This is a genomic window from Kitasatospora sp. NPDC059088 (assembly GCF_042738155.1).
GTDB lineage: Bacteria > Actinomycetota > Actinomycetes > Streptomycetales > Streptomycetaceae > Kitasatospora.
On record NZ_JBHYGR010000087.1, the window covers coordinates 14,647 to 39,872 of the forward strand.

A 25,226-nucleotide genomic window follows, 5' to 3' on the forward strand; every position below is an offset into this window, starting at 1 on the left:
CCCCTGGTCTCTCTCCCCCTACACCCGACCCCCTTTTTCCTCAACAAAACAAAACCCACCCCCCCCGGGGCCCCCGGGGGCTTGGGGGGGCCCCGCCGTCCGGTGCGCGACCGGGGCCGGGAGCAGGAGGACTACTCCGCGGCCGGGGCCGTCTTGATCTCGATGGCGGCCTTGACCAGGCCCGCGAACAGCGGGTGCGGGCGGGTCGGGCGGGACTTCAGCTCCGGGTGGGCCTGGGTGGCCACCAGGTACGGGTGCACCTCGCGCGGGTACTCGACGTACTCGACGAGGTCGCCCTTGGGCGAGAGGCCGGAGAACTGCAGGCCGGTCTTCTCCAGGTCCGCGCGGTAGGCGTTGTTGACCTCGTAGCGGTGGCGGTGGCGCTCCTCGACGTACGGCTCGCCGCCGTAGACCTCGCGGACGATCGAGCCCTCGGCGAGCTTGGCCGGGTAGAGGCCCAGGCGCATGGTGCCGCCCAGGTCGCCCTTGCCGTCGACGATCGCCAGCTGCTCGGCCATGGTGGAGACGACCGGGTGCTTGGCGGCGGCGTCGAACTCGGTGGAGTTGGCCTCGGGCAGGCCGGCCAGGTTGCGGGCGGCCTCGATGACCACGCACTGCAGGCCCAGGCACAGGCCCAGCAGCGGGACCTTGTTCTCGCGGGCGAAGGTGATGGCGCCGACCTTGCCGTTGACGCCGCGGTCGCCGAAGCCGCCGGGGATGCAGATCGCGTCGACGTCACCGAGCTGCTCGCGGGCGCCCTCGGGGGTCTCGCAGTCGTCCGAGGTGACCCACTTGATCTCGACCCGGGCGTTGTTGGCGAAGCCGCCGGCGCGCAGCGCCTCGGTCACCGACAGGTAGGCGTCCGGCAGGTCGATGTACTTGCCGACCAGGGCGACCTTGACGATGTGCTGCGGCTCGTGGACGCGGCGCAGCAGGTCGTCCCAGGTGGTCCAGTCCACGTCGCGGAACGGCAGGTCCAGGCGGCGCACCACGTAGGCGTCCAGGCCCTCGCCGTGCAGCACCTTCGGGATGTCGTAGATCGACTTGGCGTCGATGGCCGCGACCACGGCCTCCTCGTCCACGTCGCACATCAGCGAGATCTTGCGCTTGATCGCCTGCGGGACCTCGCGGTCGGCGCGCAGCACGATCGCGTCCGGCTGGATGCCGATGTTGCGCAGCGCGGCGACGGAGTGCTGGGTGGGCTTGGTCTTGAGCTCGCCCGAGGGGCCGATGTACGGCAGCAGGGAGACGTGCACGAAGAACACGTTGTCCCGGCCGACCTCGTGGCGGACCTGGCGGACGGCCTCCAGGAACGGCAGCGACTCGATGTCGCCGACGGTGCCGCCGACCTCGGTGATCACGACGTCGACGTCCTCGGTCGCCATCCGGCGGATCCGGGACTTGATCTCGTTGGTGATGTGCGGGATGACCTGGACGGTGTCGCCCAGGTACTCGCCTCGGCGCTCCTTGGCGATGACCGTCGAGTACACCTGGCCGGTGGTGACGTTCGCCGAGCCGTGCAGGTTGGTGTCGAGGAACCGCTCGTAGTGGCCGATGTCCAGGTCGGTCTCGGCGCCGTCGTCGGTGACGAAGACCTCACCGTGCTGGAACGGGTTCATGGTGCCCGGGTCCACGTTGAGGTACGGGTCGAGCTTCTGCATCGTCACGCGCAGGCCGCGGGCCTTGAGCAGCGCGCCGAGGCTGGAGGCGGTCAGCCCCTTTCCGAGCGAAGAGGCAACACCCCCGGTGACGAAGAGGTGCTTGGTCGTCACGGCGCGGCCGTTCGCTGCCTTGCCGGAATGGGGCTGTGCCAAGAGGGGGCTCCCGTGGGTCGCGTGTCGAAAGTGACGTGGGCGGGAGGCTCGGGGCTCGCCGGGCGACGGGAGGCCGGCAGGCTGCGCGGCGCTCGAAGGGTCGTCGGTTCGGCTGGTCCGGGGCGTTTTGATCCCGCCGGTCCACGGGATACCAGGGTAACAGTGACCTGACCGGGACGCCTTTCGGCCCGCGCTCGGCCCGCGCTCGGCACTCCGGGAGCGTGCGCCGGGCGCACCACCGGCGCACCATCCGCCGCACGCGTCACACCGGTCGCACCACCCACCGGACCGGGCCAGCCGGGGTACTCCGACCGGGCCATGCCAGCCCCTCCGTTACGGCCACCCGGAGCTGATCCTTCCGGACCATCCTGCGCCGCGCCCCCGCGATGCACGGCATTTCCGCCGAATTGCGGCGCCACACGAGGCTGCGCCCGCGTGCTTCGCCCCTTTCGTCCGTCGTAAGCTGCACGGACGCATCGCGACAGCACGAGCACGCGGAGGGCGTGGGAGCGTCAGGACACTCCCGGTCCCCGATGCGCGACCGGACCTCCCCGTTATCCAGCTCCTCCCCACCCACCCCCTGGGGCTCGACCGAGCCCCGCGCGGACACTCCAGCAAGGCCCGCCACCACCCCCCGGCGGGCCGGACGTCCCGGGGTGAACCCCCGGCCCCGCAGACCCGCTCGCTCCCTGGTTCGCCGATGCCCTGACCACATTGCGAACTGGAGATCCACGTGGCCGGCCGTATCGAGGACTACGCACTCATCGGGGACATGCAGACCGCTGCCCTGGTCAGCAGGGACGGGGCGGTGGACTGGCTCTGCCTCCCCCGCTTCGACTCGCCGGCGGTGTTCGCCGGCCTGCTCGGCACCGATGAACACGGCTTCTGGCGGATCGGACCGGCCGAGGCGGTGGCGACCGAGCTCCCCGCCCCGGCCGCCGCCCCCGCCGAGGCCGCCCTGCCGCGCCTCGGCGACACCGCCGGCCCGCGCGTCCCGCCGCCCACCGCCGCCGCCCCCGCCGTGCCCGCCGACCGCCGCCGCTACCGGGGCGACTCGCTGATCCTGGAGCAGGAGTGGGACGCCCAGGGCGGCACCGTCCGGGTGATCGACTTCATGCCGCCCCGCCCGCTGGCCGGCAAGGACTCCGTGCCGCAGATGATCCGGATCGTCGAGGGCGTGGCCGGCACCGTGCGGATGCGCTCGGCGCTGCGGATGCGCTTCTCCTACGGCCGGATCGTCCCCTGGGTGCACCGGGTCGAGCAGGCCGACGGCGGCCACCGCACCGTCGCCGTGGCCGGGCCCGACTCGGTCTGGCTGGACGGCGAGGCCGAGACCTACGGGCGCGACCTCACCACCTACGCCGACTTCACCGTCCGGGCCGGCGAGCGGATCGCCTTCGCCCTCACCTGGCAGGCCTCCCACCTGGAGCCGCCGGCCGTCCCGGACGCCGAGGCGATGCTCGACGCCACCGCCGAGTTCTGGCACGACTGGGCCGGCCAGTGCACCTACCAGGGCCCCTACCGCGAGGCCGTGGTCCGCTCGCTGATCACCCTCAAGGGCCTCACCTACGCCCCCACCGGCGGCATCGTCGCCGCCCCCACCACCTCGCTGCCCGAGGACATCGGCGGCGAGCGCAACTGGGACTACCGCTACACCTGGCTGCGCGACGCCGCGATCACCCTCTCCTCGCTGCTGCGCACCGGCTACCGCGAGGAGGCCCGCGCCTGGCGCGAGTGGCTGCTGCGCGCGGTCGCCGGCGACCCGGAGAACCTGCAGATCATGTACGGCATCGCCGGCGAGCGCGAGCTCACCGAGTCCTCGCTGGACTGGCTGCCCGGCTACGAGGGCTCGCTGCCCGTGCGGATCGGCAACGGCGCCGCCGGACAGCTCCAACTCGACGTCTACGGCGAGGTGGTGGAGGCCCTGCACCTGGCCCACATGACCGGCCTGGTCCGCAACGACCACGCCCACAACCTCCAGCTGCGCCTGATCGAGTACCTGGAGGACCACTGGCAGAACCCGGACGAGGGCATCTGGGAGGTCCGCGGCCCGCGCCGGCACTTCGTCCACTCCAAGGTGATGGCCTGGGTCGCCGTCGACCGCACCATCAAGCTGCTGGAGCAGACCCCCGAGGACGCCCCCTCCGACGGCCACCTGGAGCGCTGGCGCGTGCTGCGCGAGACCATCCACCGGGACGTCTGCGAGAAGGGCTACGACCCCGAGCGCAACACCTTCACCCAGTACTACGGCGGCAAGGAGCTGGACGCCTCGCTGCTGCTCATCCCCCAGGTCGGCTTCCTGCCGCCGGACGACAAGCGGGTGATCGGCACCATCGAGGCGATCCAGCGCGAACTGTCCACCGAGGACGGCTTCGTGCTGCGCTACCCCACCCACGACGAGTCGGGCAACAACGTGGACGGCCTGTCCGGCCACGAGGGCGCCTTCCTGGCCTGCTCGTTCTGGCTCGCCGACGACCTCGCCATGATCGGCCGGGTGCAGGAGGCCCGCGAACTGTTCGACCGGCTGCTGTCGCTGCGCAACGACCTCGGGCTGCTCGCCGAGGAGTGGGACCCTCGGCTCAAGCGCCAGGTCGGCAACTTCCCGCAGGCGTTCAGCCACGTCCCGCTGATCGACACCGCCCTGCGGCTGACCGCCTGCGGCGCCGCCTACCTGTCGGCCCAGCCGGACGGCGCCGAGGCCGACCGGGCCGCGGAGCGGGTGGAGCGGGCGGGCGTCTGAGGCCCACCGCCGGGGGTGCTCAGCCCCGCTGCACCAACTCGTCGTAGGTGCTGAGCACCTGGGCGACGGTGGCGGCCTCGTCCGGCCAGGTCTCGGCCTGCTGCCGGCCGGCCGCCACCAGCTGCTCCCGGCGGGCCGGGTCCGCGAGCAGCCCGCGCACCACCCGGCCGAGCGCCGCCGGGTCCCCCGGCGGCACCAGCAGGGCGGCGTCGCCGACCAGTTCGGGGATGCCGCCGACGGCGGTGGCGACCACCGGCACGCCGGCCCGCATCGCCTCCTGGACCACCAGCGAGCGGGCCTCCCAGCGGCTGGAGACCACCACCACGTCGGCGGCGGCCAGCAGGTCGGGGACGTCGGTGCGGTAGCCGAGCAGGCGCACCGGCAGCTTCTCGGCGGCCACCCGCTCGCGCAGCGGGCCCGCCTCCGGACCGTCCCCGGCGAGCAGCAGCAGCGGCTCCGGGTCCAGCGCGGACAGCTCCTGGGCGGCGTCCAGCAGCGTCCCGAAGGCCTTCTGCGGGACGAGCCGGCCGACCGCCAGCACCAGCGGGCGGTCCGGGCCGTCGCCGAGCAGCGCGGCGCGCGCCTCGGCCCGGCCGAGCCGCCCCTCGGGCATCGGCGGGGCGGCCACCGGGCCCAGCCGGGCGTCGGTGGCACCCAGTTCACGGGCCCTGGCGACCAGGTCGGAGGAGGCGCCGAGGACCAGGTCGGCGGCGCGCGCCACCCGGCGCTCCATCAACCGCTGCAGCCGCCGCTCCATGCCGGTGGCCAGCAGCGCGTGGTGCGAGGTGACCACCAGCGGGGTCTCCGGGCGCAGGCCCGGGAAGCGGCCGGCGGTGCGCAGCGCGAGGTCGGACAGCAGGCCGGCCCGCAGCCCGTGGGCGTGCACCACGTCGGCGCCGGTGAAGGCCCGGCGCAGCTCGCCGATCGCGGTGGCGTCGCTGCGGGCCCCCGCGGTGGGGGTGATGTCGACGGTGTGGAACCGCGCGCCGGTGCGGGAGAAGCCGAACAGCGCGTCCGTGCCGGCCGGTGCGCAGACCGTGACGGTCACCCCGTGCGCGACCAGGCCCTGGGCCAGGGAACGCACGTGCGCACCGATGCCGCCGGTGCTGGCGGCCAGGACGAGTACCACGTGCAGCTGCCCCGGTTCCGGGGCGGCCGCGGTGGCCCGGGCGGCGGAATGGTCCACGTCGTCTCGCATCCGACTCGATCAGGTTCGCGCGCCGCTTCGCGAGGATTGCCCGCCCGGCGGCGCTCGGGACTGGAAAGCCAGTGTCCAGCCGCCACCATGCCAGGTCGGCGGCCCTCTTGGACAGTCGGCGCCACGGGGGGCGCGTCGCCGTCCCGGCGGGGAGGACCGCCGGTTCCGGCCGACCCCGTCCGGCCGATCCCGGCGGGCCGATCCGCCGAGATCCGCTGGCCAGGGCCGGACCGGGCCTAGCTGTGGCGAGGGGCCCGGGCGGCGGCCAGCAGCTCCTCGGCGTGGGCCCGGCCCAGCTCCGAGTCCTCCAGGCCGGCCAGCATCCGGGAGAGTTCCCGCACCCGCTCCTCGTCGTTCAACACCTTGACCCCGGAACGGGTCACGGTGCCGTCGTGGGTCTTCTCCACCACCAGGTGCCGGTCCGCGAACGCGGCCACCTGCGGGAGGTGGGTGACCACCACGACCTGGGCGGATTCCGCCAGCTTGGCCAGCCGGCGGCCGATCTCGACCGCGGCCTTGCCGCCGACGCCCGCGTCCACCTCGTCGAACAGGTAGGTGGGGACCGGATCGGCGCCCGCGAAGACCACCTCGACGGCGAGCATCACCCGGGAGAGCTCACCGCCCGAGGCGCCCTTGGCGATCGGGCGCGGCTGGGCACCCGGGTGCGGGGCGAGCAGCACCTCGACCTCATCCACGCCGTACGGCCCGTACGCGACGGTGCGGCCGTCCAGTTCGATGCCGGCCAGGTCGTCGACCCGGGTGATCGAGAAGGTCACCCGGGCGTGCGGCATGGCGAGTTCGGCGAGCTCCGCGGAGACGGCCTCGGCGAAGCGCCCGGCGGCGGCCTGCCGGGCGGCCGACACCTCGGCCGCCAGCTCGGCCAACTCGGCCCGCAGCTCGGTCTCCTGGGCGCCGAGCTGGTCGATCCGCTCGTCGTCGCCGTCGAGTTCGGCGAGCCGGGCGGAGCCGGCCTCGGCCCAGGCGATCACCTCGGCGAGGTCGTTGTCCTCGCCGCCGTACTTGCGCAGCAGCTGGGCCAGCACGGACCGGCGGTCCTCGACCGCGGCGAGGCGCACCGGGTCGGCGTCCAGGTCGTCGGCGTAGCCCGCGAGGTCCCCGGCGACGTCGGCCAGCAGGTAGCCGACCTCGTTCAGCCGGTCGGCCAGGGCGGCCAGCCGCTCGTCGTGGTGGCGCACGGCGTCCAGGGCGCGCCGGGACTGGGCGAGCAGGGTGCCCGCGTCCAGCGCCTCCGGGTCGGCCGGGTCGCCGGCCAGGGCGGCGTGGGCGAGGGTCGCGGCGGAGGAGAGCGCGTCGGCGTGGCCGAGCCGCTCGGCCTCGGCGGCCAGCTCGACGTCCTCCCCGGCCACCGGCTCGGCGGCGGCGATCTCGTCCAGGCCGAAGCGCAGCAGGTCGGCCTCCTGGGCGCGCTCGCGGGCCCGGGTGGTCAGCTCCTCCAGGGTGGCCGCGACCTCGCGCAGGGCGCGGTAGGTCTCCCGGTAGCGGGCCAGCGGCTCGGCGACCGTCCCGCCCGCGTAGCGGTCCAGCGCGCCGCGCTGGCGGGCCGGGCGCAGCAGCCGCTGCTGGTCGGTCTGGCCGTGCACGGCGATCAGGTCCTCGCCGAGTTCGGTGAGCAGCCCGACCGGGACGGCCCGCCCGCCGACGTACGCCCGGGAGCGGCCCTCGGCGGACACGGTCCGGCTGATCAGCAGCGCTCCGTCGTCCAGTTCGGCCCCGGCCTCGACGGCGCGGGCCGCCGCCGGGGAGTCCGCGGGCAGTTCCAGCCGGCCCTCCACCACGGCGCGGCCGGCCCCGTGGCGCACCAGGCCGGGGTCGGCGCGGCCGCCGAGCAGGAGGCCGAGGCTGGTCACCACCATGGTCTTGCCGGCGCCGGTCTCACCGGTCACGGCGGTGAAGCCGGGAGCCAGCTCGACCACCGCATCGTCGATGACCCCAAGATCCCGTATCCGCATCTCGTCCAACACGGAGACGACCTTACGAGGTTCCGCCCCCGGAGCGCGACGAGCGGCAACGGCGCGCGGCAACTCCGTGCCGCCGGGTTCACTCCTTCCGGGGCGTTTGAGCGGCGGTGGGCACCGTGCACCACGGCAGGAAGAGCTGCACCAGCGGGCCGATGAGCAGCGCGTACACCACCGTGCCGACCCCGGCGGTACCGCCGAGCAGCAGTCCGACGGCGAGCACGGTGACCTCGATGCCGGTGCGGATCAGCCGCAGCGAGCGCCCGGTGCGCCGGTGCAGTCCGGTCATCAGGCCGTCCCGCGGGCCCGGGCCGAGCCGGGCGCCGATGTAGAGGCCGGAGGCGACGCCGTTGAGCAGCACCGCGGCGGCCGTCAGCGCGGCCCGGGCGGGCAGCCCCTGCGGGCCGTCGACCACCCGCAGGGTGAGGTCCATCGCCGCGCCGATCACCAGCACGTTGGCGACGGTGCCCACCCCCGGGCGCTGGCGCAGCGGGATCCACAGCAGCAGCACCAGGGCGCCGCAGACGGTCACCCAGGCTCCCACGGTGAGCCCGAACACCCGTTGCAGGCCCTGGTGGAAGACGTCCCAGGGGTCGAGGCCGAGGCCGGAGCGGAGCATCAGCGCCATGCTCGCCCCGTACAGCGCGAGGCCGACGGCGAGCTGGGGGAGCCGGCGGCCCAGCGCGTGGGTGTCGCCGAGGACCCGGACGGCGAGGCCGGGGCGGGGCCCGACGGCAGGCGGCGGCGTGGGTGCGGTCGTGGGTGCGGTCGTGGTGGCCACTGGTGCTCCTGCGGGTGGTGCTGCACCGCCGGGTCGCGCCCGACGGTGGCGGACTCGACGGCCGCACTGCCATGATGAGAGAGCCAATACGGCCCCCGACAGGGCCAATTCCGAGCAAGTGGACTGATCAGCGATGGCCGACTGGCACACCACCGTCACCCCGCCCGCGCTGGCCCGGCTGCTCGCCACCGCGCGACTGCCCGAACCGGCCACCGCCCGCCGCCCCGCCTACCGCACCCTGGCCGGGCAGATCCGGCTGCTGGTCACCGAGGGCCGGCTCCCGGTCGGCGCCCGACTGCCCGCCGAACGCGAACTCGCCTCCGCCCTGGAACTCAGCCGCACCACCGTCGCCACCGCCTACGAGGCCCTGCGCGGCGACGGCTACCTGCTCAGCCGGCGCGGCGCCGGCAGCTGGACCGCCCTGCCCGAGGGCGCCCCGCCGCCCAGCGACGCCCTGCACCCCGTCCCGCCGGACGAACAGGGCCGGATCCTCGACCTCGGCGTCGCCGCCCTGCCCGCCCCCCAGCCCTGGCTGGGCCGGGCCGCCGCCCGGGCCGTCGAACTGCTGCCGCAGTACGCCGCCGGGCACGGCCACTACCCCACCGGCGTCCCGGTGCTGCGCGAGGCCGTCGCCCGCCGCTACACCGAGCGCGGCCTGCCCACCACCCCCGACCAGATCCTCGTCACCACCGGCGCGATGGGCGGACTGCACCTGGTCCAGCGGGTCCTGGTCGGCCGCGGCGACCGGGTCGCCGTCGAGGCCCCCAGCTACGCCCACACCCTCCAGGCGCTGCGCCTCACCGGCGCCCGCCTGGTGCCGGTCCCGTACGACGCCTCCGCGGCCCCCAGGCGCTGGGACCTGGAGGAGTGGCAGCGGGTGCTGCGCGGGGCCGCCCCCAAGGTCTCCTACGTCATCCCGGACTTCCACAACCCGACCGGCGCACTGATCGACGAGGACCAGCGGCGCCGGCTGCTGGCCGCCGCCCGGGCCGTCGGGAGCATCGTGCTGGTGGACGAGACCACCGCCGAACTGGGCTGGGGCGTACCGGAGTCCACGCCGCTGCCGCGCCCGGTGGCGGCACTGGACCGGGCCGCCCAGGTGGTCACCGTCGGATCGGCCGGCAAGCTGCTCTGGGGCGGCCTGCGGATCGGCTGGGTCCGGGCCGCGCCCGCGCTGGTCCGGCGGCTGGCCACCGAGCGGGTCTACAGCGACGTCGGCACCCCGGTGCTCGACCAGCTGATCGCCGCCGAACTGCTGGGCGAACCGCTCCCGGCCGTCCGCGCCCACCAGCTGGACCGGCTGCGGGCCACCGCGCACGCCTTCGCCGCCGCGCTGTCCGAGCAGCTGCCGGAGTGGGGCTTCCCGCTGCCGCCCGGCGGCCTCGCGCTCTGGGTCACCACCGACGGCCTGTCCGGCGCGGCGCTGGCCCAGGCCGGGGAACGGGCCGGGGTCCGGATCGCGGCCGGCAACCGGTTCGGCTCGGACGGCGCCTTCGAACACCACATCCGGATCCCGCTCACCGTGCCCGCCGCCGCCGTCCCCGCCGCCGTGCGGCGGCTGGCCGCGGTGGCCGCCCGCGCCACCGCGGGCGGCCGGCTCGGCGCGGCCGACGAGGGCCAGGCACTGGCGGTCTGAGCCGCCCGGACGATCCGGCGGACCGTCAGCAGGGGGTGTTCGAGCGACCGCGCCAACCCGTCACCGGGAGCGCGAACTTGGCGACCAACCGGTCGGTGAACGGCGCCCGGTGCAGCCTGGCCAGCCGCACCGGCGTCTTCCCCCGGCGCACCTCCACCCGCGCCCCGGCGGGCAGTTCGACCGAGCGGCGCCCGTCGCACCAGAGCACCCCGTGCGGGGTCTTGGGCTGCACCTCGACCGCCAGCACCGAGTCCGGAGAGGTCACCAGCGGCCGGGCGAACAGCGCGTGCGCGGAGATCGGCACCATCAACAGCGCCTCCACCTCCGGCCACACCACCGGCCCGCCGCCCGAGAAGGCGTACGCCGTCGAACCGGTCGGCGTCGCACAGACCACCCCGTCGCAGCCGAAGTTGGAGACCGGACGGCCGTCCACCTCGGTCACCACCTCCAGCATCCGCTCCCGGGAGGCCTTCTCGATCGACGCCTCGTTCAGCGCCCAGTCCTCGTGCAACACGTCGCCGTTGGTGCGGACGATGACGTCGATCGTCATCCGCTCCTCGACCTCGTAGTCGGCGTCCACCACCCGCTCGACCACCACGGCCAGGTCGTCCCGCTCCGCCTCGGCCAGGAAACCGACCCGGCCGAGGTTGATGCCCAGCATCGGCAGCCCGTGCGAGCGCGCCAGCTCCGCGCCGCGCAACAGCGTGCCGTCCCCGCCGGCGACCAGGATCAGTTCGCAGCCGTCCGCCGCGCCCGGCCCCTCGGCCACCTTCTCGACCCCGTCCGGCAGGTCGAGGTCCACCGCCTCCGTCTCCAGCAGCCTGATCCGCAGCCCCGATTTCAGCAGCCCGTGCACCAGGGCCTCGACGCTGCGCAGCGCCGCCTCCCGGCCGGTGTGCGCGATCAGGAAGACCGTGCGTTCTCCATCGCTCATGCCGCTGCCCTCTCCCTACGCCTGCCGGGTCGCCCTCGGCCCGGTGCGGCCGCGCCATCCAGCATGACGGGCCGGACGCTCGCAGAGCACCCTATCGGGGCCCCTCCGCCACGGCCCGGTCCGCGTCCGCGGGGTCCAGCTGCGGGGCGTCCCGGCGCATCCAGAGGAAGTACTCGACGTTCCCGGACGGCCCCGGCAGGGGGCTCGCGGTGACCGCGCGCACGCCCAGCCCCAGCTCCCACGCCTGCCCGGCGACCTGCCGGACCATCTCGGCGCGCAGCTGCGGGCTGCGCACCACCCCGCCGCTGCCGAGCCTCTCCTTGCCGATCTCGAACTGCGGCTTGACCATCAGCACCAGGTCCGCGTCCGCGGCCGCGCAGGCGGCCAGCGCGGGCAGCACCAGGCCCAGCGAGATGAAGGAGAGGTCACTGACGACCAGGTCGACGGGGGTGCCGCCGATCGTCTCCAGGGTCAGCTCGCGGACGTTGGTGCGGTCCATCACCGTCACCCGCTCGTCGCTCTGCAGCGACCAGGCCAGCTGCCCGTAGCCGACGTCCACCGCCAGCACGTGGGCCGCCCCGGACCGCAGCAGCACGTCGGTGAACCCCCCGGTGGAGGCGCCCGCGTCCAGCGCCCGGCGGCCCTCGACCACCAGGCCCTGCGGCACGAAGGCCGCGAACGCCCCGGCCAGCTTGTGCCCGCCGCGCGAGACGTAGTCGGGGTCGTTGTCGTCCTTGGCCACCACGACCGCCGCCGAGGTCTCCACCTGGGTGGCCGGCTTGGTCGCGGTGGTACCACCCACGGTCACCCGGCCGGCCGCGATCAGCTCGGACGCGTGCTCACGCGACCGGGCCAGCTTGCGGCGGACCAGCTCCGCGTCGAGTCGGCGTCGTGCCACTGCCACTGGTGTTTCAGCTCCTACGGATCCTGCGGATCATTCCTGGTCGAGCGCGGCCAACGCGTCGGCGAGCCGCTGGTGAACATCTTCGTACACCGCGACGTGCGCCTCGGCCGGGACCCCGTCCAAAGCCTCCAACCGGGCCAGCCCGGCATCCACTCCGGGGTGCCCGGTGGGCAGCAGTTCGACGCCGAGCGGCCCCTCCGCCACGGCGGACCGGGCGGGCTCGGTGGACTCAGTGGGCTCGGTGGGCCGGGTGGGCTCGACGAGCTGGGCGGGCTCGGCCGGTGCGCCCGGCTCACTCGTCCCGGTCATCGGGCTTCTTCGTGCTGCTGGCCTTGCGGACGGTGGTCTTCCTGGTCGCCGTGCGCTCGGCCGCCGCCCCGGCCCGGCCGTCCGCCTCGGTCCGCTTCGCGGTGGCCGTCTTCTTCACCGTGGCCTTCTTGGCGACGGCCGTCTTCTTCGCCGTACCGGCCTTCTTCGCCGTGGTCGCCTTCTTCGCCGCGCCGACCTTCGCGGCGGCAGTGGTCTTCGCGGCAGTGGTCTTCGCGGCGGCGGCCTTCTTCTCCCCCGCGGCCTTCTCCGGCGGCGCCACCGGCGGATCGACCTCGACCGGCTCGTCCACCTCGACCCGCTCGGCCACTATCGGCTCCGCCGCCACACGCTCGTCCTCGAACTCCCAGCCGCGTCCGAACAGGTCGTCCGCCCGGGGCGCCGGCACCGGCTCCTCCGCCGGGTACCCGGTCGAGGCCGGGCCCGGCCCGGCCTTGGCCGCGACGGGCTCCTCCTCGACCTCGCGCAGCTTGCTCTCCAGGTACGCCAGCACCACGCCGACCTTGGTCACCTGGTCCCCGACCTTCTCGAAGGCCTTCTCCACCTCGTTGCGCGCCACCCCGACCGCCAGGTCCACCCCGGCCCGCCCGGCGGTGACGGCCTCCTCCGCCAGGGTCTGCAGCGTCTTCGCCGACGGCGGGAACTGGCCGCCCAGCCTGCGCTCGACCTCGGCCACGTCGACGCCGGTCTTCTCCAGGACCGCGGCCGCCGTGTCGACGACCCGCTTGCCGACCTCCTCCACCACCACGGCGGCGGCCGCTACCGCTCCCCGCACCGTCCTCGGCAGCATCCGGGTGCCTCCTCCGCGCCTGCGCGCGCACAGCGCGCCGCGCTCCGTCGCCCTCGGCACCCGGGCGATTCCGGGCACCCCACCGACGACGCTACCGCCAAAACCCTCCTGAGGTACCGTGGCCCGGCAGTCCGCACCGTAGTGACCTGGGGATGGAGCGAGCGCCGTGGCGAACGCCGAGGAGTGCCGGGAGGCGCTGGAGCAGCTCAGCCGGAACATGGCGAAGGCCACCGGCGACGTCCGGAAGGCCGCCGCCCTCGACCGCTCCCTGAGCTGCCGGATCACCGACCTCGACCTGACCTTCACCGGGCAGCTGCGCGACGGCCGGATCCAGGACGTGTCCGCCGTGCCCGGCCAGCCCGCCGAGAAGGCCGCGATCCGGCTCACCATGGCCGGCGACGACCTGCTCGCCCTGGTCGGCGGAGAGCTCAACTTCGCCTCCGCGTGGGCGAGCGGCCGGATCAAGCTGGAGGCCGGCCTCCGGGACCTGCTGCGGCTGCGCACCCTGCTCTGAGGGCCGGGCCGGGCGTCTGACACGGACGTCCGTACCGAGGAACGGTTCGTACGTCCGTGTCAGACGCCTGCTGCGAAGGCCCTGCCCTGGATACCCGGCCCCGCCCTGGACGTCTGAATCGGACGTACGACTCAGACGACCGTCCGGGACGGCCGTCTCGAACGACCGTCCCGGACAAACGTTCCGGACAAACGTTCCGGACGACCGTCCCGAGCGACCTCAGAACCCGAGCTCGGCCAGCGCCTTCCGCCCGTCCACCGGCCCGCCGTCCGCGTCCAGCGCCGTCCACGCCGCCGCGCAGAGCGCCCGCAGGCCGTCCCAGCGGTCCCCGGCACCGGTCAGCCGCAGCACACCGCCCTCCGCCACCGCCGTCCAGCCGCCGCAGCCGAAGCCGCCGCCCGCCGCCGTCACCGCCGGCTGCGCGACCAGCAGGCCGCGCAGGTCGGCCGCCAGGTACGTCGGCCGGTGCTCGACCGGGGCCGCCAGCAGCTGCATCGGGGTCGTCACCCCGGTGAACACCAGCAGGCTGTCCACCCCGCCGTTGAAGGCGCCCTCGATGTCGGTGTCCAGCCGGTCCCCGACCACCAGCGGCCGCCGCGCACCCGTCCGCAGCACGGTCTCCCGGTGCATCGGCGGCAGCGGCTTGCCCGCCACCTCCGGGTCCACCCCCGCCGCCGCCCGCACCGCCGCCACCAGCGTCCCGTTGCCGGGCGCGATGCCGCGGGCCGTCGGCACCGTCATGTCGGTGTTGGAGGCGACCCACGGCAGCCCGCCGCGCACCGCGTACGCGGCCTCCGCCAGCTGCGCCCAGCCGACCGACGGGTCGAAGCCCTGCACCACCGCGAGCGGTTCCTCGGCCAGCGAGCGGACCGCGACCAGCCCGCGCTCGGCCAGCGCCTCCTCAAGGCCCAGCCCGCCCACGACCAGCACCTTCGCCCCGGCCGGCACCTTCTCGGCGACCACCCGGGCAGCCGCCTGGGCCGAGTTGATCACGTCTGCGGGCTCGGCCGGCACTCCCAGCTCGGTCAGGTGCTCGGCGACCACCCGCGGCGGGCGGGAGGCGTTGTTGGTCACGTACGCGAGCCGCATCCCGGCCGTCCGGGCCGTCGCCAGCGAGTCCACCGCGTGCTCGATCGCGTGCGGGCCGGCGTAGACCACGCCGTCCAGGTCCAGCAGTGCCGTGTCGTACGCCTCGGTCAGCGGGCGGTCGCTGCCGCCGGGGGTGGTCCGTCGCGCGGGGGTGGCCGTCTCGGTCATGCCTGCCCTACCTCATTCACTGCGGTTCGTCCGCGTTCACCGCGGTTCGTCTGCTCGTCACTGCCCGCCCGGTCAGGCGTCCTCGTCGACGCCGCCGGGCCCTCCCCCGACCTGCCCGGGCACCCCCGGCCCACGGTAGCCGGGCGCCCCCGGCAGCAGTGGGCCGTAGGCCCCGGCGCGGGCCGCCAGGGTCGCCCTGGTCTGCCGCAGCGCCGCCTGGTAGTGGTCGGTCCCCGGCCGCATGGCCACCGCCAGCGCCAGGTGCTCGGCGGAGGTCTCGAAGTCGCCCAGCCGGGCCGCCGCGACCCCCCACCCGAACTGAGCGTAGTCGTCCGAGGGATCGGCCTGCGCCACCGCCCGGAAGTTCTCCAGCGCCGCCGCGTACGAACCGGCGTCGAACTGCGCCCGGGCCAGCGCCTCCCGGATGCTGCGCGAGTGCGGCTCGGCCTCCGCCGCCCGGGCCAGCAACTGCTCGGCCGCCGCCGGGTGCCCCTGGGCCAGCAGCTTCGCGCCCCGGCGGAACCAGTCGTAGACGTCCCCGACCGGCTCCCCGGTCCGCCCCTGGGCGGGCACGCCGCCCGTCGGCACGCGCTCCCCCGACGCACCGCCGTCCAACCGTTCCTGCCCGTCCTCCATGCCGTACCTCGCCCTCGGTCGTACACCCGTCCGACCGTTCGGCACGGGGATTCCGATCTCTCAACAACGCGTACCCGGTTACGATGCCCAGAATGAGCACACCCAGTGCAGAAGACGGAGTCGAGACTCCCGTGGGCGGCCCCGGCGATCCCGGGCACGTCGCCACCGCAGGCCTGTCCCTGTCCCCCTTCCGTGGCCTGCGCTACGTCCCCGACCGGGTCGGCGCGCTGGCCTCGGTGATGTCCCCGCCGTACGACGTCGTCGACCCGGGGCGCCGGCTCGACCTGGAGACCGCCGACCCGCACAACGTGGTCCGGCTGATCCTGCCCCGCCCGGAGCCCGAGGACGCCGGCGACCGCCCCGACCGCGACACCAAGTACCGGCACGCCGCCCGGCTGCTGGCCGCCTGGCAGCGCGAGGGCGTCCTCGCCGCCGACCCGGAGCCGGCCATCTACGTCTACGAGCAGCGGGTCCCCGGCAACGGTGACACGCCCGAGCTGCTCCAGCGCGGCCTGATCGGCGCCCTCGCGGTGAGCGGCCCCGAGGCCGGCGTCGTCCTCCCCCACGAGGACGTGATGCCCCGGCCGGTCGCCGACCGGGTCGGCCTGATGCGCACCACCCGGGCCAACCTCGAACCGCTGCTGCTCACCTACCGCGGCAACGGCGGCGCCTCCGGCGTCATCGAGCGGACCGTCGAGGGCGAGCCGCTGCTCTCCACCGCCACCACCGACGGCACCCACCACCGCCTGTGGGCGGTCACGGACCCCGCCGACCTCGGCGAGATCAGCCGCGACCTGGCCACCTGCCGGGCCCTGATCGCCGACGGCCACCACCGCTGGGAGATGTACCTGCGGCTCCAGCGCGAACACCGCCACCTGCCCCGCAGCCCGTGGGACCGCGGCATGGTGCTGCTGGTGGACACCGCCCGCTACCCGCTGCGGGTCCGGGCCATCCACCGGGTGCTGTACCGGCTGCCGGTGGCCGAGGCCCTGGAGAAGCTCGGCGACCAGTGGAAGGTCAAGGAGGTCCCCGGTCCGCTGACCGCCGCCCTCCAGGCCCTCGCCGAGCAGAAGCGGCACGGCGGCAACGGCTTCGTCCTCACCGGCGGCGACGGCGTGTTCTGGCTGCTCGGCGAGCCGGAGGAGGCCCTGCTGGGGGCCACCGTGCCGCACGACCGGCCCGAGGAGTGGCGCCGCCTGGACGCCACCGTGCTGCACGCCACCCTGCTCGACCACACCTGGCACGTCCCCGACGGCCCCGACGACATCGGCTACCTGCACACCGCCGCGGCCGCCGAGCGCGAGGCCGCCCGCACCGGAGGCACCGCCGTACTGCTGCACCCGGTCCGGGAGAGCGTGGTGCGCAGGCTGGCCGAACAGGGCGTCACCATGCCGCGCAAGTCCACCTCGTTCGGGCCGAAGCCGGCCACCGGGCTGGTGCTGCGCAGCCTTCCGCTGGGCTAGGCCGCCGGGGGCGGGCCCCCCCCCCGCCCCGTCGCGATGGTGTCAGCGCAGGGAGGGGCGCTTGCTGGTGCCGCGGCGTTGGGTGACGATGGCGGCGACTGCGGCTACGGTGTCCGCCGTGATCAGGTCGGCGACCTTCAGTGCGGTGCCGAAGCGGCGGTTCAACCGGCCGACGACCTGGATGGCGGCGAGGGAGTTGCCGCCGAGGTCGATGAACGAATCTGCGGCGCCGGGGAGTTCGGGCAGGCCCAGCACCTCGTGCCAGGTTTCGCCGACGGCGGTGCGGACGGCCGGGTCGGAGTCGGGTACCGGCGCTGCGGCCTCGGCGGCGAGGCGTTCGAGCTCCGGGCGGGCGATCTTGCCGTTCTGGTTGACCGGGAGCTCGGCGAGGGCGAACACCCGGGCCGGGACCATGCTTTCCGGCAGCCGCTCGCGCAGGTGGGCGCGGAGCTGCTCGACGGAGGCTTCTCCGGTCACGGACACGTAGGCGGCCAGCGACTGGGCGATGCCCGCCGAGTCGCGCACCGGCACCACGACGGCGTCCGCCACCGCCGGGTGCTCGCGCAGGCAGGACTGGATCTCGCCGAGCTCGATCCGCACCCCGCCGATCTTCACCTGGTGGTCGACCCGGCCGATCAGCTCCAGTTCGCCGTCCGCGCGCAGCCGGGCCAGGTCGCCGGTGCGGTAGAGCCGGGCGCCGGGGACGGCGGAGAACGGGTCGGGCAGGAAGCGCTCGGCGGTGAAGGCGGGCCGGTCCTGGTAGCCCCAGCCGACGCCGAGCCCGCCGAGGAACAGCTCGCCGAGCTGGTCCACGGCCGCCGGTGCGCCGAAGGCGTCCAGCACGTGGGCGCTCTGGTTGGTCATCGGCCGCCCGTACGGGACGGAGCGCCAGCGCGGGTCGACGGCGGCCACGTCGTAGTAGGTGCTGTCCACGGAGACCTCGGTGGCGCCGCCCAGGCTGATGAACCGGGCCTGCGGGAAGGCCGCGCGGACGGCGTCGGGCTGGGCCAGCGGGATCCAGTCCCCGCCCAGCAGGAAGGCCCGCAGCGCGCCGGTGCGGCCGGTGCCCCAGGTGCGCAGGAACTGGGCCAGCGAGGACGGGACGGAGTGCCAGACGGTGATCCCGGCGTGCTCGACCAGCTCGGCCCAGTGCTCGACGTCGTTCTCCCGGCCGCGCTCCGGCAGGACGAGCGTGGCGCCGGTCATCAGCGCGGCGAACACGTCGTACACCGTCATGTCGAAGCTCGGCGAGGAGACGCCGAGGATCCGGTCGCCGGGGCCCAGCTCGTAGCGGGCGCTGAGGTCCAGGATCATGCTGGTCCGGCCGACGTGGTCGAGCAGGGCGCCCTTGGGCTCGCCGGAGGAGCCGGAGGTGAAGATCACGTAGGCGAGGTCGCGGCCGGTCACCGGCACCGACGGCAGCGAACCGGCCGGGGCGGCCGGCAGCTCCTCGACCGGGCCGAGGACGATCAGCGGCACCCCCGTGCTGCTGTCGGCGCCGTTCGCGGCGCCCAGGGCGTCGGCGACCACCACGTCGACCCGGCCGAGGCGGTGCAGCACCTCGCGGCGGTGGGCGGGCAGCATCGGGTCCAGCGGGACGAAGGCGGCTCCGGTCTTCAAGGCCGCGTACGCCGCCACCACCAGCTCCGCGCTGCGGGTCGCGGCCACCCCGACCCGCCCGCCGACCCCCACGCCGAGGGCGGCGATCCGGGCGGCCAGGGCCTCGGCCTTGGCGTCCAGTTCGCCGTAGGTCAGGCTGAGCCCGCCCTGCACCACGGCGATCCGCTCGGGGGCCTCGGCGGCCCGCCGGGCCACCCGCTGGTGCAGGCAGACCGGTTCGGTCAGCGGCGGCCCGGGCCGGTTGACCTCGGCGACCAGCTCGCGCTCGGCGGGGGTGAGGTGGTCGACCAGGTCGATCCGCTGCCCGTCGGGGGCGGTCAGGAAGGCGGCCAGGTGCGCGGCGACCCGGTCCAGGGCGTGCGCGTCGTCCGGCCGGGCGGTGGCCCGCACGCGCAGCGTCCAGCCGCCGTCAGCGGCCGGGGTGAGGGCGAACACGGCGGGGGAGGAGTCCGGGTGGACGGACAGCTCCAGCGGGCGCCCCTCGGGGAACCCCTCGCAGTGCCGGGCCAGGGCGGCCCGGCAGGCCGCCAGGGTGGGCGCGGATGATCCGGTTCCGGCCAGTTCGGCGGGCTCGATCCGCCAGGCCGTCCACTCCTGCTGCCCCTCGGCGCGGCCCCACACGGTGACCGGCCGCAGGCCGCCGTAGCGCAGCACCAGCGCGCCCAGTCCGGCGGCGAGGTCCGCGGGCGCGGCGGCCGGCAGGCCGGTCAGCGGCCCGGACTCGACGGCCTCGGGCCGGTCACCCCACAGCACCGGGAGGACGGGGTCGGCGTGCTCGGTCATGAGGAGGCTCCCTGGTGGGGTTCGTGACGGGTGTACGGGGCCGCGGCCAGCAGGTCGGAGCCGCGGGCGCCCGGGCGCTCCAGCGCGGCCCGGAGCAGGGCCTGCAGTTGTTCGGCCAGGCCGGCCGCCCAGGCCGGGTCGAAGGCCTCGGTGGAGTACTCGATGCTGAGCAGGAAGTCCGGGCCGTCCTCGATGAAGGTCACCGTGGCGTCGAAGGCGTGCCGCCCGGGATAGAGGTCGACGTCCTCGCAGCTGACACCGGGCAGCTCCGGGCGGCCGGGGGCGCTGCCGCCGGTGCGCAGCTGGAGGGTGACCTGCGCGAGCGGGTTGCGGCCCGGGCGGCGGGCCGGGGCGAGCCGGCGCACCACGGCGCCGAACGGCACCTCGTGGTCGATGGCGGCCAGGGTCGCGGCGTTCAGCCGGGCGGCGAGCTGCTCGACGGTGGGGTCGTCGGCGAGGTCCGCCCGCAGTACCACCATGTTGACGAAGTAGCCGATCAGCGGTTCGAGTTCCGGCTCGCCGCGGCCGGCGAACAGGGTGGCGAAGGCGGTGTCGGGGCGGCCGGTGCGCTCGGTCAGGGCGAGCGAGAACGCCGCGCCGAGCAGCGGGAACAGCGAGAGCCGGGCGGCCCGGGCCCGTTCGGTCAGCGCCCGGTGCAGTTCCGGGTCGAGCCGGACCACCAGCCGGTCGGCGGCGAAGGACGGCCGCCGGGGGCGGCTGCGCCCCGCCGCCAGGTCGACGGCCGGGAGGTCGCGCAGGGCGGCCTCCCAGTGGCCGAGCAGCTCCTCCAGCTCCGGCCCCTGGAAGCACTCCCGCTGCCACCGGGCGTACCGCCGGTACGGCACCGGCAGTTCGGGCAGCACCGCCTCCGGGTCCTTGCCGGCCAGCAGTGCCGCGTACCCGGCGGACAGTTCGTCGGTGAGCACCCGCAAGGACCAGCCGTCGGTGGCGATGTGATGCATCACCAGGCTGAGCACGTGCTCCTCGGGGCCGAGCCGGAACAGCCGGAGCCGGAACGGCCGACCCGCCGCCAGGTCGAAGGGCTCACGCGCCTCCCGGTGCAGGGCGTCCGCCAGCTCGGCCCCGTCGGCGACCTCGCACAGCGGCAACTCGGCCTCGCCGGGCGGCAGCACCAGCTGGTACGGGTCGCCCTCGTCCGCGCGGAAGGCGGTGCGCAGCACCTCCTGCCGGCGCACCACCAGGGTCAGCGCCCCCCGCAGCAGTTCGGGCCGCAGCGGGCCGCGCAGCCGGAAGGCCAGCGGGACGTGGTAGGCGGCGGTGCCGGGCACCAGTTGCTCGAACATCCACAGCGCCTCCTGGCCGGAGGACAGTTCGTACCGCTCGGCCGGGTCGGCCGCGCCGACGGAACCGGGCATCGTGCTCCCATCGAAGTGTCGGAACGTCGGGGGCGAGGTCGGAAGGTGGCGGGGGTGGCGCGGAGCCGCCCGCAATGCCTCGGCCGCGCCGGGAGGGAGTGCGCCGGCGGGCGGGCGATCATCGGTCCAGTCTGTCAGCCGTACGCACTCTGCGGAAGATCCTCCCCGGGGGTGGGCCGGAAAGTCCCCGGAAAAGTCCAACGGGAAAGGCAGTTGGTTGTCATACCTCGGCCGGTGCGGTATCCCTTGATCTCGAACCTGTCCGGTGCATGCTCACTTCCGGGAGTCGCGAATGACCGGCACACACGTGGCCGGCGGCCTCGTCACGACGGCGGCCGTGGGCCTGGTGCGGTTGCCGTGCGACCGGTGGCTCGCCAATCATCCGACCGAACGCGGCAGTTCGCGTACGCATCCGGTTCCGGAACCGGTCCTGGAGCGATTCCTGGGCCTGGCAGAGGAACCCGGCGGCGGCGCGGACGCGGTGCTCGCGGCCGTGCTCGCGGTCCTGCTGCACCACTACGCGGGCCAACAGGACGTCGAGTTGACGTTGGACGGGCCCGGGTCGGTGCGGATCTCGGTCGACGAGGACGCCGACCTGCGCGGGATCCGGCAGCAGGTGGAGCGTCAAGTCGCCGGAGTGAGCGGCCCGGTGGACGGGGCCGAGGCCCCGCTGACCGTCAGGCTGGGCCAGGCCGGCCCCGGTGCCCTGCTGGAGGCCGCGTACGACCCGGCGCTGCTCGACGAGGCCACCGCCGCCCGGGTGCTGGAGCACACGGCCCGGCTGCTGGCCGCGCTGGTCGCCGACCCCGACGGAGCGGCCCGCCGGGCCCGGTTCGGCTCGCCGCAGGAGCGCGAGCGGATCCTCACCGAGTGGAACGGCGACGGCACCCGGACGCCGTACCCGGACTCGACCGTGGTGGCGGCCTTCGAGGAGCAGGCGCGGGCGACCCCGGCCGCGCCCGCGGTGGAGTTCGAGGACGAGGTGCTCAGCTACGCCGAACTCGACCGGCGCGCCGCCCTGGTGAGCCGCCGGCTGACCGCAGGCGCGGGCTCCGGCTTCGTCGGGATCCACCTGGAGCGCTCGGTCGAGCTGGTGGTGGCGATCCTCGGGGTGCTCAAGGCCGGGCTCGCCTACGTGCCGCTCGATCCCGAACTCCCCGCCGACCGGGTGCGGTACATGGTCGAGGACTCCGGCGCCGCCACCGTGCTCTGCCGCCCCGAGGACGTCGAGGCGCTCGCCGGGCCCGGTGTCACCGCCCTGACCGTCCAGGAGGCCGTCCGGGAGGGCGCGCAGGCGCCGGAGGCCGGACGCCCGGAGATCACCGGCGACACCCCCGTCTACCTGATCTACACCTCGGGCTCCACCGGCCGCCCCAAGGGCGTGCTGAACCGCCACGCGGGCGTGTTCAACACCGTCCACTGGCGGCGCCGGCGCTTCCCGCTCGGCCCGGACGACCGGGTGCTGCAGAAGACCCCGTTCGGATTCGACGTCTCGGCCTGGGAGTTCCTCTGGCCGCTGGTCTCCGGCGCCTGCCTGGTGGTCGCCCGCCCGGGCGGGCACCGGGACACCCGCTACCTCAAGCGGACCGTCCGGGACCGGGGCGTCACCGTGATCCACTTCGTGCCCTCCATGCTGGACGCCTTCCTGGAGGAGGACGACCTGGCCGGGCACTGCGCCGGCCTGCGGCTGGTCTTCGCCAGCGGCGAGGCGCTCACCCCGACCACCGTCCGGGCCTTCTTCCGGCAGCTGGACTGCGAACTGCACAACCTCTACGGGCCCACCGAGGCCTCCATCGAGGTCTCGCACTGGCAGGCCGCGCCGGACTTCGCCGGGCGGGACGTGCCGATCGGCCGCCCGATCGCCAACACCGGCCTGTACGTCGTGGACGAGCGGCTCGAACCGGTGCCGGTCGGCGTGGCGGGCGAGCTGTGCATCGGCGGCGTCCAGGTCGCGCTCGGCTACCACCGGCAGCCGGAACTGACCCGGGAGCGGTTCGTCGCCGACCCCTTCGCCCCGGGCGGGCGGCTGTACCGCACCGGCGACCTCGCCCGGTACCGCACCGACGGGCAGATCGAGTACCTCGGGCGGCTGGACGACCAGGTCAAGATCAGCGGCTTCCGGATCGAACTCGGCGAGATCGAGACCGTGTTGCGCGCACAGCCGGGTGTCGGGCAGGCCGCGGTGCTCCCGGTCGGGGAGGACGATGCCCGGCGGCTGGCCGCCTTCGTGGTGCCCGCCGGGCCGGGCGCCTTCGACCCGGAGAAGTGCCGCTCCGCGCTGTCCGAGGTGCTGCCCGCCTACATGGTGCCCAAGCAGTTCACCGAGCTGGCGGCACTGCCCACCTCGACCAACGGCAAGCTCGACCGCCGTGCGCTGGCCGGCCCGGCCCAGGCCGCCCCCGCTGCCGCCGCCGTTCCCGCCCCCGCCCCCGCCCCCGCCGCCGTCCCCGCTCAAACCCCCGCCCCCGCCGACGGCGCCGGGGACGCGAAGGGCGCCGAGGATACCGGGTCCGACCTGGAGAGCACCCTGCGCGCGCTGTTCGCCCAGTCGCTGGGCATCGCCGAGGTCGGCCCGCACGAGGACTACTTCGAGCTGGGCGGCCACTCGCTGGCCGCCGTCAAGCTGGCGACCCGGATCCGGGCCGCCCTCGGGGTGGATCTCGACGTCTGGACCCTGTTCGACTTTCCCACCGTGGCCGAGTTGGCACGCGAACTCGCCCGGCCGCTCTGACGAAGGACGGTCCCATGTCAGTTTCACCCGCCCCCGGCCGCGCCCCGGAGGACGCGGACGAGACCGAGGACACCGTGCGCGACCTGCTGGTCGCCGGTGCCGAGAAGCTCGCCGCCGACGACCCGGAGCTCCACCGGGTGCTGGCCCGTGAGCAGGCCCGGCAGAACGCCACCCTGTCGCTGGTGGCCTCCTCCAGCGTGGTCGACCCCTCGGTGCTGGCCGCCCAGGCCTCGACCGCGGTCAACGTGACCGCGGAGGGCTACCCGGGCCGCCGCTACCACGCCGGCTGCGGCGTCATCGACGACATCGAGAGCCTGGCGATCGAGCGCGCCAAGAGCGTCTTCGGCGCCCGCTACGCCAACGTCCAGGCGCACTCGGCGACCACCGCCAACTACGCGGTGCTGTCCGCCCTGTTGAACCCCGGGGACACCCTGCTGGGGATGAACCTGGCCGAGGGCGGCCACCTCACCCACGGCAGCCCCGCCGCGTACGCCGGACAGTACTTCGACGCCGTCGGGTACGGGCTGGACGCGGACGGGCTGATCGACTACGGCCAGGTGGCCGAGCTGGCCCGGGAGCACCGGCCCCGGGTGATCATCTGCGGGGCCACCGCCTACAGCCGGATCGTCGACTTCGCCCGCTTCCGGGCCATCGCCGACGAGGTCGGCGCCTACCTGATGGCCGACATCTCGCACGTCGCCGGACTGGTCGCGACCGGCCTGCACCCGAGCCCGGTCGACCACGCCCACATCACCACCGCCTGCACCCACAAGCAGCTGTTCGGCCCGCGCGGCGGCCTGATCCTGGTCGGCCGGGACCACGACGCCCCGGCGCCCAAGGGCAACGGCGACCTCGGCACCTTCCTGAACCGCGCGATCTTCCCGTACTACCAGGGCGCGCCCGCGCTCAACAGCATCGCGGCCAAGGCCCGCGCCCTCGCGATCGTGGCGACCCCGGCCTTCGCGGCCACCACCGAGCGGATCGTCTCCTTCTCCCGCGGCATGGCGGCCGAACTCGGCCGGCGCGGCTACCCGATCGTCTCCGGCGGGACGGACAACCACACCGTCCTGGTCGACCTGCGGACCCGCGGCCTCAGCGGCCTGGTGGCCGAGGAGGCGCTGGAGGAGTGCGGGATGGTGGTCAACAAGAACCGGGTGCCCGGCGACACCACCCCGCCGCTGGTCGGCGGCGGCGTGCGGCTGGGCTCCAACAGCGCCGCGCACCGCGGGATGTCCGGGGCGGAGGCGGGGCGCTGCGCCGAGCTGATCGACACCGTGCTGTCCGCCGTCACGCCGCTCGGGCCGCGCAGCTACGAACTGCCCGACGACGTCCGCTACTCGGTCGCCTCCCAGGTCGCCGAACTGGCGGCCAAGTTCCCCCTGCCCGGCTACGCCACCGCCTAGGCCCCGCCTAGGCCCCGCCCAGGCTCTGCCCAGGCCCGGCCCAGGTCCCACCCAGGCCCCAACGGAAGGACGAACATGAGCGAGCCCGACGACGACCGCCGGTACCTGGTGGTCCTCAACGACGAGGAGCAGTACTCCGTCTGGCCGGCCGACCGGGAGGTCCCGGCCGGCTGGCGGGCGGAGGGCTTCGAGGGGACCCGCCAGGCGTGCCTGGAGCACGTCTCCGAGGTGTGGACCGACATGCGCCCGCGCAGCCTGCGGCGGGCCATGGAGGGCAGCCAGGGCAGCAAGGGCTGACCTGCGGCCCGGCCGCGACCCTGTCTCTTATACACAACTCCCAGCC

The 25,226-nt window shown here is 74.9% G+C and carries 19 protein-coding genes; 7 read left to right on the top strand and 12 right to left on the bottom strand.

The annotated features are described in order from the left end of the window. Positions 1-131: 131 nt before the first annotated feature. Positions 132-1,814, bottom strand: a complete 1,683-nt coding sequence (locus ACFWXO_RS30750) for a CTP synthase (RefSeq protein ID WP_375887081.1) — start codon at positions 1,812-1,814, stop codon at positions 132-134. A 733-nt stretch (positions 1,815-2,547) separates the two neighbouring features. Between ACFWXO_RS30750 and ACFWXO_RS30755 the strand changes: the two genes are divergently transcribed. Continuing rightward, entirely contained in the window at positions 2,548-4,554 is a 2,007-nt protein-coding gene (locus ACFWXO_RS30755; protein WP_375887078.1) for a glycoside hydrolase family 15 protein, read from the top strand. Positions 4,555-4,573: 19 nt separating this feature from the next. On the opposite strand, the gene ACFWXO_RS30760 is transcribed toward ACFWXO_RS30755, so the two are convergent. The 3 genes from ACFWXO_RS30760 to ACFWXO_RS30770 form a co-directional block, all read right to left on the bottom strand. Continuing rightward, complete coding sequence (locus ACFWXO_RS30760; protein WP_380527708.1) at positions 4,574-5,740, bottom strand: glycosyltransferase family 4 protein; 1,167 nt, start codon at positions 5,738-5,740, stop codon at positions 4,574-4,576. A gap of 248 nt (positions 5,741-5,988) precedes the next feature. Then, positions 5,989-7,722 (bottom strand): DNA repair protein RecN, encoded by a 1,734-nt coding sequence (gene recN / locus ACFWXO_RS30765; protein ID WP_375887347.1) that lies wholly within the window; start codon positions 7,720-7,722, stop codon positions 5,989-5,991. Positions 7,723-7,810: 88 nt separating this feature from the next. Then, positions 7,811-8,356 carry a YitT family protein gene (locus ACFWXO_RS30770; protein ID WP_380408396.1) on the bottom strand — a complete coding sequence of 182 codons (546 nt, stop codon included), beginning with the start codon at positions 8,354-8,356 and terminating at the stop codon, positions 7,811-7,813. A 286-nt stretch (positions 8,357-8,642) separates the two neighbouring features. On the opposite strand from ACFWXO_RS30770, the gene ACFWXO_RS30775 reads away from it, so the two are divergent. Further along, the gene (locus ACFWXO_RS30775) at positions 8,643-10,145 is read left to right on the top strand and encodes a PLP-dependent aminotransferase family protein (RefSeq protein WP_380527710.1); all 1,503 of its coding nucleotides are present in this window, start codon (positions 8,643-8,645) and stop codon (positions 10,143-10,145) included. A 25-nt stretch (positions 10,146-10,170) separates the two neighbouring features. Here the strand turns inward: ACFWXO_RS30775 and ACFWXO_RS30780 are convergent, their stop codons facing one another. The 4 genes from ACFWXO_RS30780 to ACFWXO_RS30795 all read right to left on the bottom strand — a co-directional run bounded on the left by ACFWXO_RS30780 (position 10,171) and on the right by ACFWXO_RS30795 (position 13,100). Next, entirely contained in the window at positions 10,171-11,079 is a 909-nt protein-coding gene (locus tag ACFWXO_RS30780) for an NAD kinase (protein WP_380527711.1), read from the bottom strand. 91 nt (positions 11,080-11,170) lie between these two features. After that, the gene (locus ACFWXO_RS30785) at positions 11,171-11,977 is read right to left on the bottom strand and encodes a TlyA family RNA methyltransferase (protein ID WP_380527728.1); all 807 of its coding nucleotides are present in this window, start codon (positions 11,975-11,977) and stop codon (positions 11,171-11,173) included. A gap of 36 nt (positions 11,978-12,013) precedes the next feature. After that, positions 12,014-12,292, bottom strand: a complete 279-nt coding sequence (locus ACFWXO_RS30790) for a hypothetical protein (protein WP_380527712.1) — start codon at positions 12,290-12,292, stop codon at positions 12,014-12,016. Continuing rightward, positions 12,276-13,100: a hypothetical protein gene (locus tag ACFWXO_RS30795; protein WP_380527713.1), complete on the bottom strand. Its 825-nt coding sequence runs from the start codon at positions 13,098-13,100 to the stop codon at positions 12,276-12,278. The genes ACFWXO_RS30790 and ACFWXO_RS30795 overlap by 17 nt, the downstream gene beginning before the upstream one ends. Positions 13,101-13,266: 166 nt before the next feature. Between ACFWXO_RS30795 and ACFWXO_RS30800 the strand changes: the two genes are divergently transcribed. After that, positions 13,267-13,614: an SCP2 sterol-binding domain-containing protein gene (locus ACFWXO_RS30800; protein ID WP_380527715.1), complete on the top strand. Its 348-nt coding sequence runs from the start codon at positions 13,267-13,269 to the stop codon at positions 13,612-13,614. 219 nt (positions 13,615-13,833) lie between these two features. Here the strand turns inward: ACFWXO_RS30800 and ACFWXO_RS30805 are convergent, their stop codons facing one another. Continuing rightward, complete coding sequence (locus tag ACFWXO_RS30805) at positions 13,834-14,871, bottom strand: HAD-IIA family hydrolase (protein WP_380527716.1); 1,038 nt, start codon at positions 14,869-14,871, stop codon at positions 13,834-13,836. 72 nt (positions 14,872-14,943) lie between these two features. Next, positions 14,944-15,507, bottom strand: coding sequence for a tetratricopeptide repeat protein (locus ACFWXO_RS30810; RefSeq protein WP_375887056.1), 564 nt, complete (start codon positions 15,505-15,507; stop codon positions 14,944-14,946). A gap of 92 nt (positions 15,508-15,599) precedes the next feature. Between ACFWXO_RS30810 and ACFWXO_RS30815 the strand changes: the two genes are divergently transcribed. Beyond that, complete coding sequence (locus ACFWXO_RS30815; RefSeq protein WP_380527719.1) at positions 15,600-16,970, top strand: DUF1015 family protein; 1,371 nt, start codon at positions 15,600-15,602, stop codon at positions 16,968-16,970. Between the two features lie 42 nt (positions 16,971-17,012). Here ACFWXO_RS30815 and ACFWXO_RS30820 read toward each other — a convergent pair whose 3' ends face one another. Both ACFWXO_RS30820 and ACFWXO_RS30825 read right to left on the bottom strand, forming a co-directional pair. Beyond that, entirely contained in the window at positions 17,013-19,373 is a 2,361-nt protein-coding gene (locus ACFWXO_RS30820; protein ID WP_380527720.1) for a non-ribosomal peptide synthetase, read from the bottom strand. Next, positions 19,370-20,749 carry a condensation domain-containing protein gene (locus tag ACFWXO_RS30825; protein ID WP_380527721.1) on the bottom strand — a complete coding sequence of 460 codons (1,380 nt, stop codon included), beginning with the start codon at positions 20,747-20,749 and terminating at the stop codon, positions 19,370-19,372. The genes ACFWXO_RS30820 and ACFWXO_RS30825 overlap by 4 nt, the downstream gene beginning before the upstream one ends. Positions 20,750-21,041: 292 nt before the next feature. Here ACFWXO_RS30825 and ACFWXO_RS30830 point away from each other — a divergent pair, with 292 nt between their 5' ends. The 3 genes from ACFWXO_RS30830 (at position 21,042) to ACFWXO_RS30840 (ending at position 25,180) form a co-directional block, all read left to right on the top strand. Then, on the top strand, positions 21,042-23,480 hold the full coding sequence (locus tag ACFWXO_RS30830) for an amino acid adenylation domain-containing protein (RefSeq protein WP_380527723.1): 2,439 nt from the start codon (positions 21,042-21,044) through the stop codon (positions 23,478-23,480). Positions 23,481-23,494: 14 nt separating this feature from the next. Continuing rightward, positions 23,495-24,883 carry a serine hydroxymethyltransferase gene (gene glyA / locus ACFWXO_RS30835; RefSeq protein ID WP_380527725.1) on the top strand — a complete coding sequence of 463 codons (1,389 nt, stop codon included), beginning with the start codon at positions 23,495-23,497 and terminating at the stop codon, positions 24,881-24,883. Between the two features lie 75 nt (positions 24,884-24,958). Further along, positions 24,959-25,180 carry an MbtH family protein gene (locus ACFWXO_RS30840; RefSeq protein ID WP_375890505.1) on the top strand — a complete coding sequence of 74 codons (222 nt, stop codon included), beginning with the start codon at positions 24,959-24,961 and terminating at the stop codon, positions 25,178-25,180. Positions 25,181-25,226: the final 46 nt, after the last annotated feature.

Bases quoted from the DNA above. Each gene is read 5' to 3' on its own strand.
- ACFWXO_RS30790 (WP_380527712.1), bottom strand. From the start codon at position 12,292: ATGACCGGGACGAGTGAGCCGGGCGCACCGGCCGAGCCCGCCCAGCTC.
- glyA (WP_380527725.1), top strand. From the start codon at position 23,495: ATGTCAGTTTCACCCGCCCCCGGCCGCGCCCCGGAGGACGCGGACGAG.
- ACFWXO_RS30805 (WP_380527716.1), bottom strand. From the start codon at position 14,871: ATGACCGAGACGGCCACCCCCGCGCGACGGACCACCCCCGGCGGCAGC.
- ACFWXO_RS30780 (WP_380527711.1), bottom strand. From the start codon at position 11,079: ATGAGCGATGGAGAACGCACGGTCTTCCTGATCGCGCACACCGGCCGG.
- ACFWXO_RS30795 (WP_380527713.1), bottom strand. From the start codon at position 13,100: ATGCTGCCGAGGACGGTGCGGGGAGCGGTAGCGGCCGCCGCCGTGGTG.
- ACFWXO_RS30770 (WP_380408396.1), bottom strand. From the start codon at position 8,356: ATGGCGCTGATGCTCCGCTCCGGCCTCGGCCTCGACCCCTGGGACGTC.
- recN (WP_375887347.1), bottom strand. From the start codon at position 7,722: ATGCGGATACGGGATCTTGGGGTCATCGACGATGCGGTGGTCGAGCTG.
- ACFWXO_RS30820 (WP_380527720.1), bottom strand. From the start codon at position 19,373: ATGACCGAGCACGCCGACCCCGTCCTCCCGGTGCTGTGGGGTGACCGG.
- ACFWXO_RS30810 (WP_375887056.1), bottom strand. From the start codon at position 15,507: ATGGAGGACGGGCAGGAACGGTTGGACGGCGGTGCGTCGGGGGAGCGC.
- ACFWXO_RS30775 (WP_380527710.1), top strand. From the start codon at position 8,643: ATGGCCGACTGGCACACCACCGTCACCCCGCCCGCGCTGGCCCGGCTG.
- ACFWXO_RS30825 (WP_380527721.1), bottom strand. From the start codon at position 20,749: ATGCCCGGTTCCGTCGGCGCGGCCGACCCGGCCGAGCGGTACGAACTG.
- ACFWXO_RS30840 (WP_375890505.1), top strand. From the start codon at position 24,959: ATGAGCGAGCCCGACGACGACCGCCGGTACCTGGTGGTCCTCAACGAC.
- ACFWXO_RS30815 (WP_380527719.1), top strand. From the start codon at position 15,600: ATGAGCACACCCAGTGCAGAAGACGGAGTCGAGACTCCCGTGGGCGGC.
- ACFWXO_RS30830 (WP_380527723.1), top strand. From the start codon at position 21,042: ATGACCGGCACACACGTGGCCGGCGGCCTCGTCACGACGGCGGCCGTG.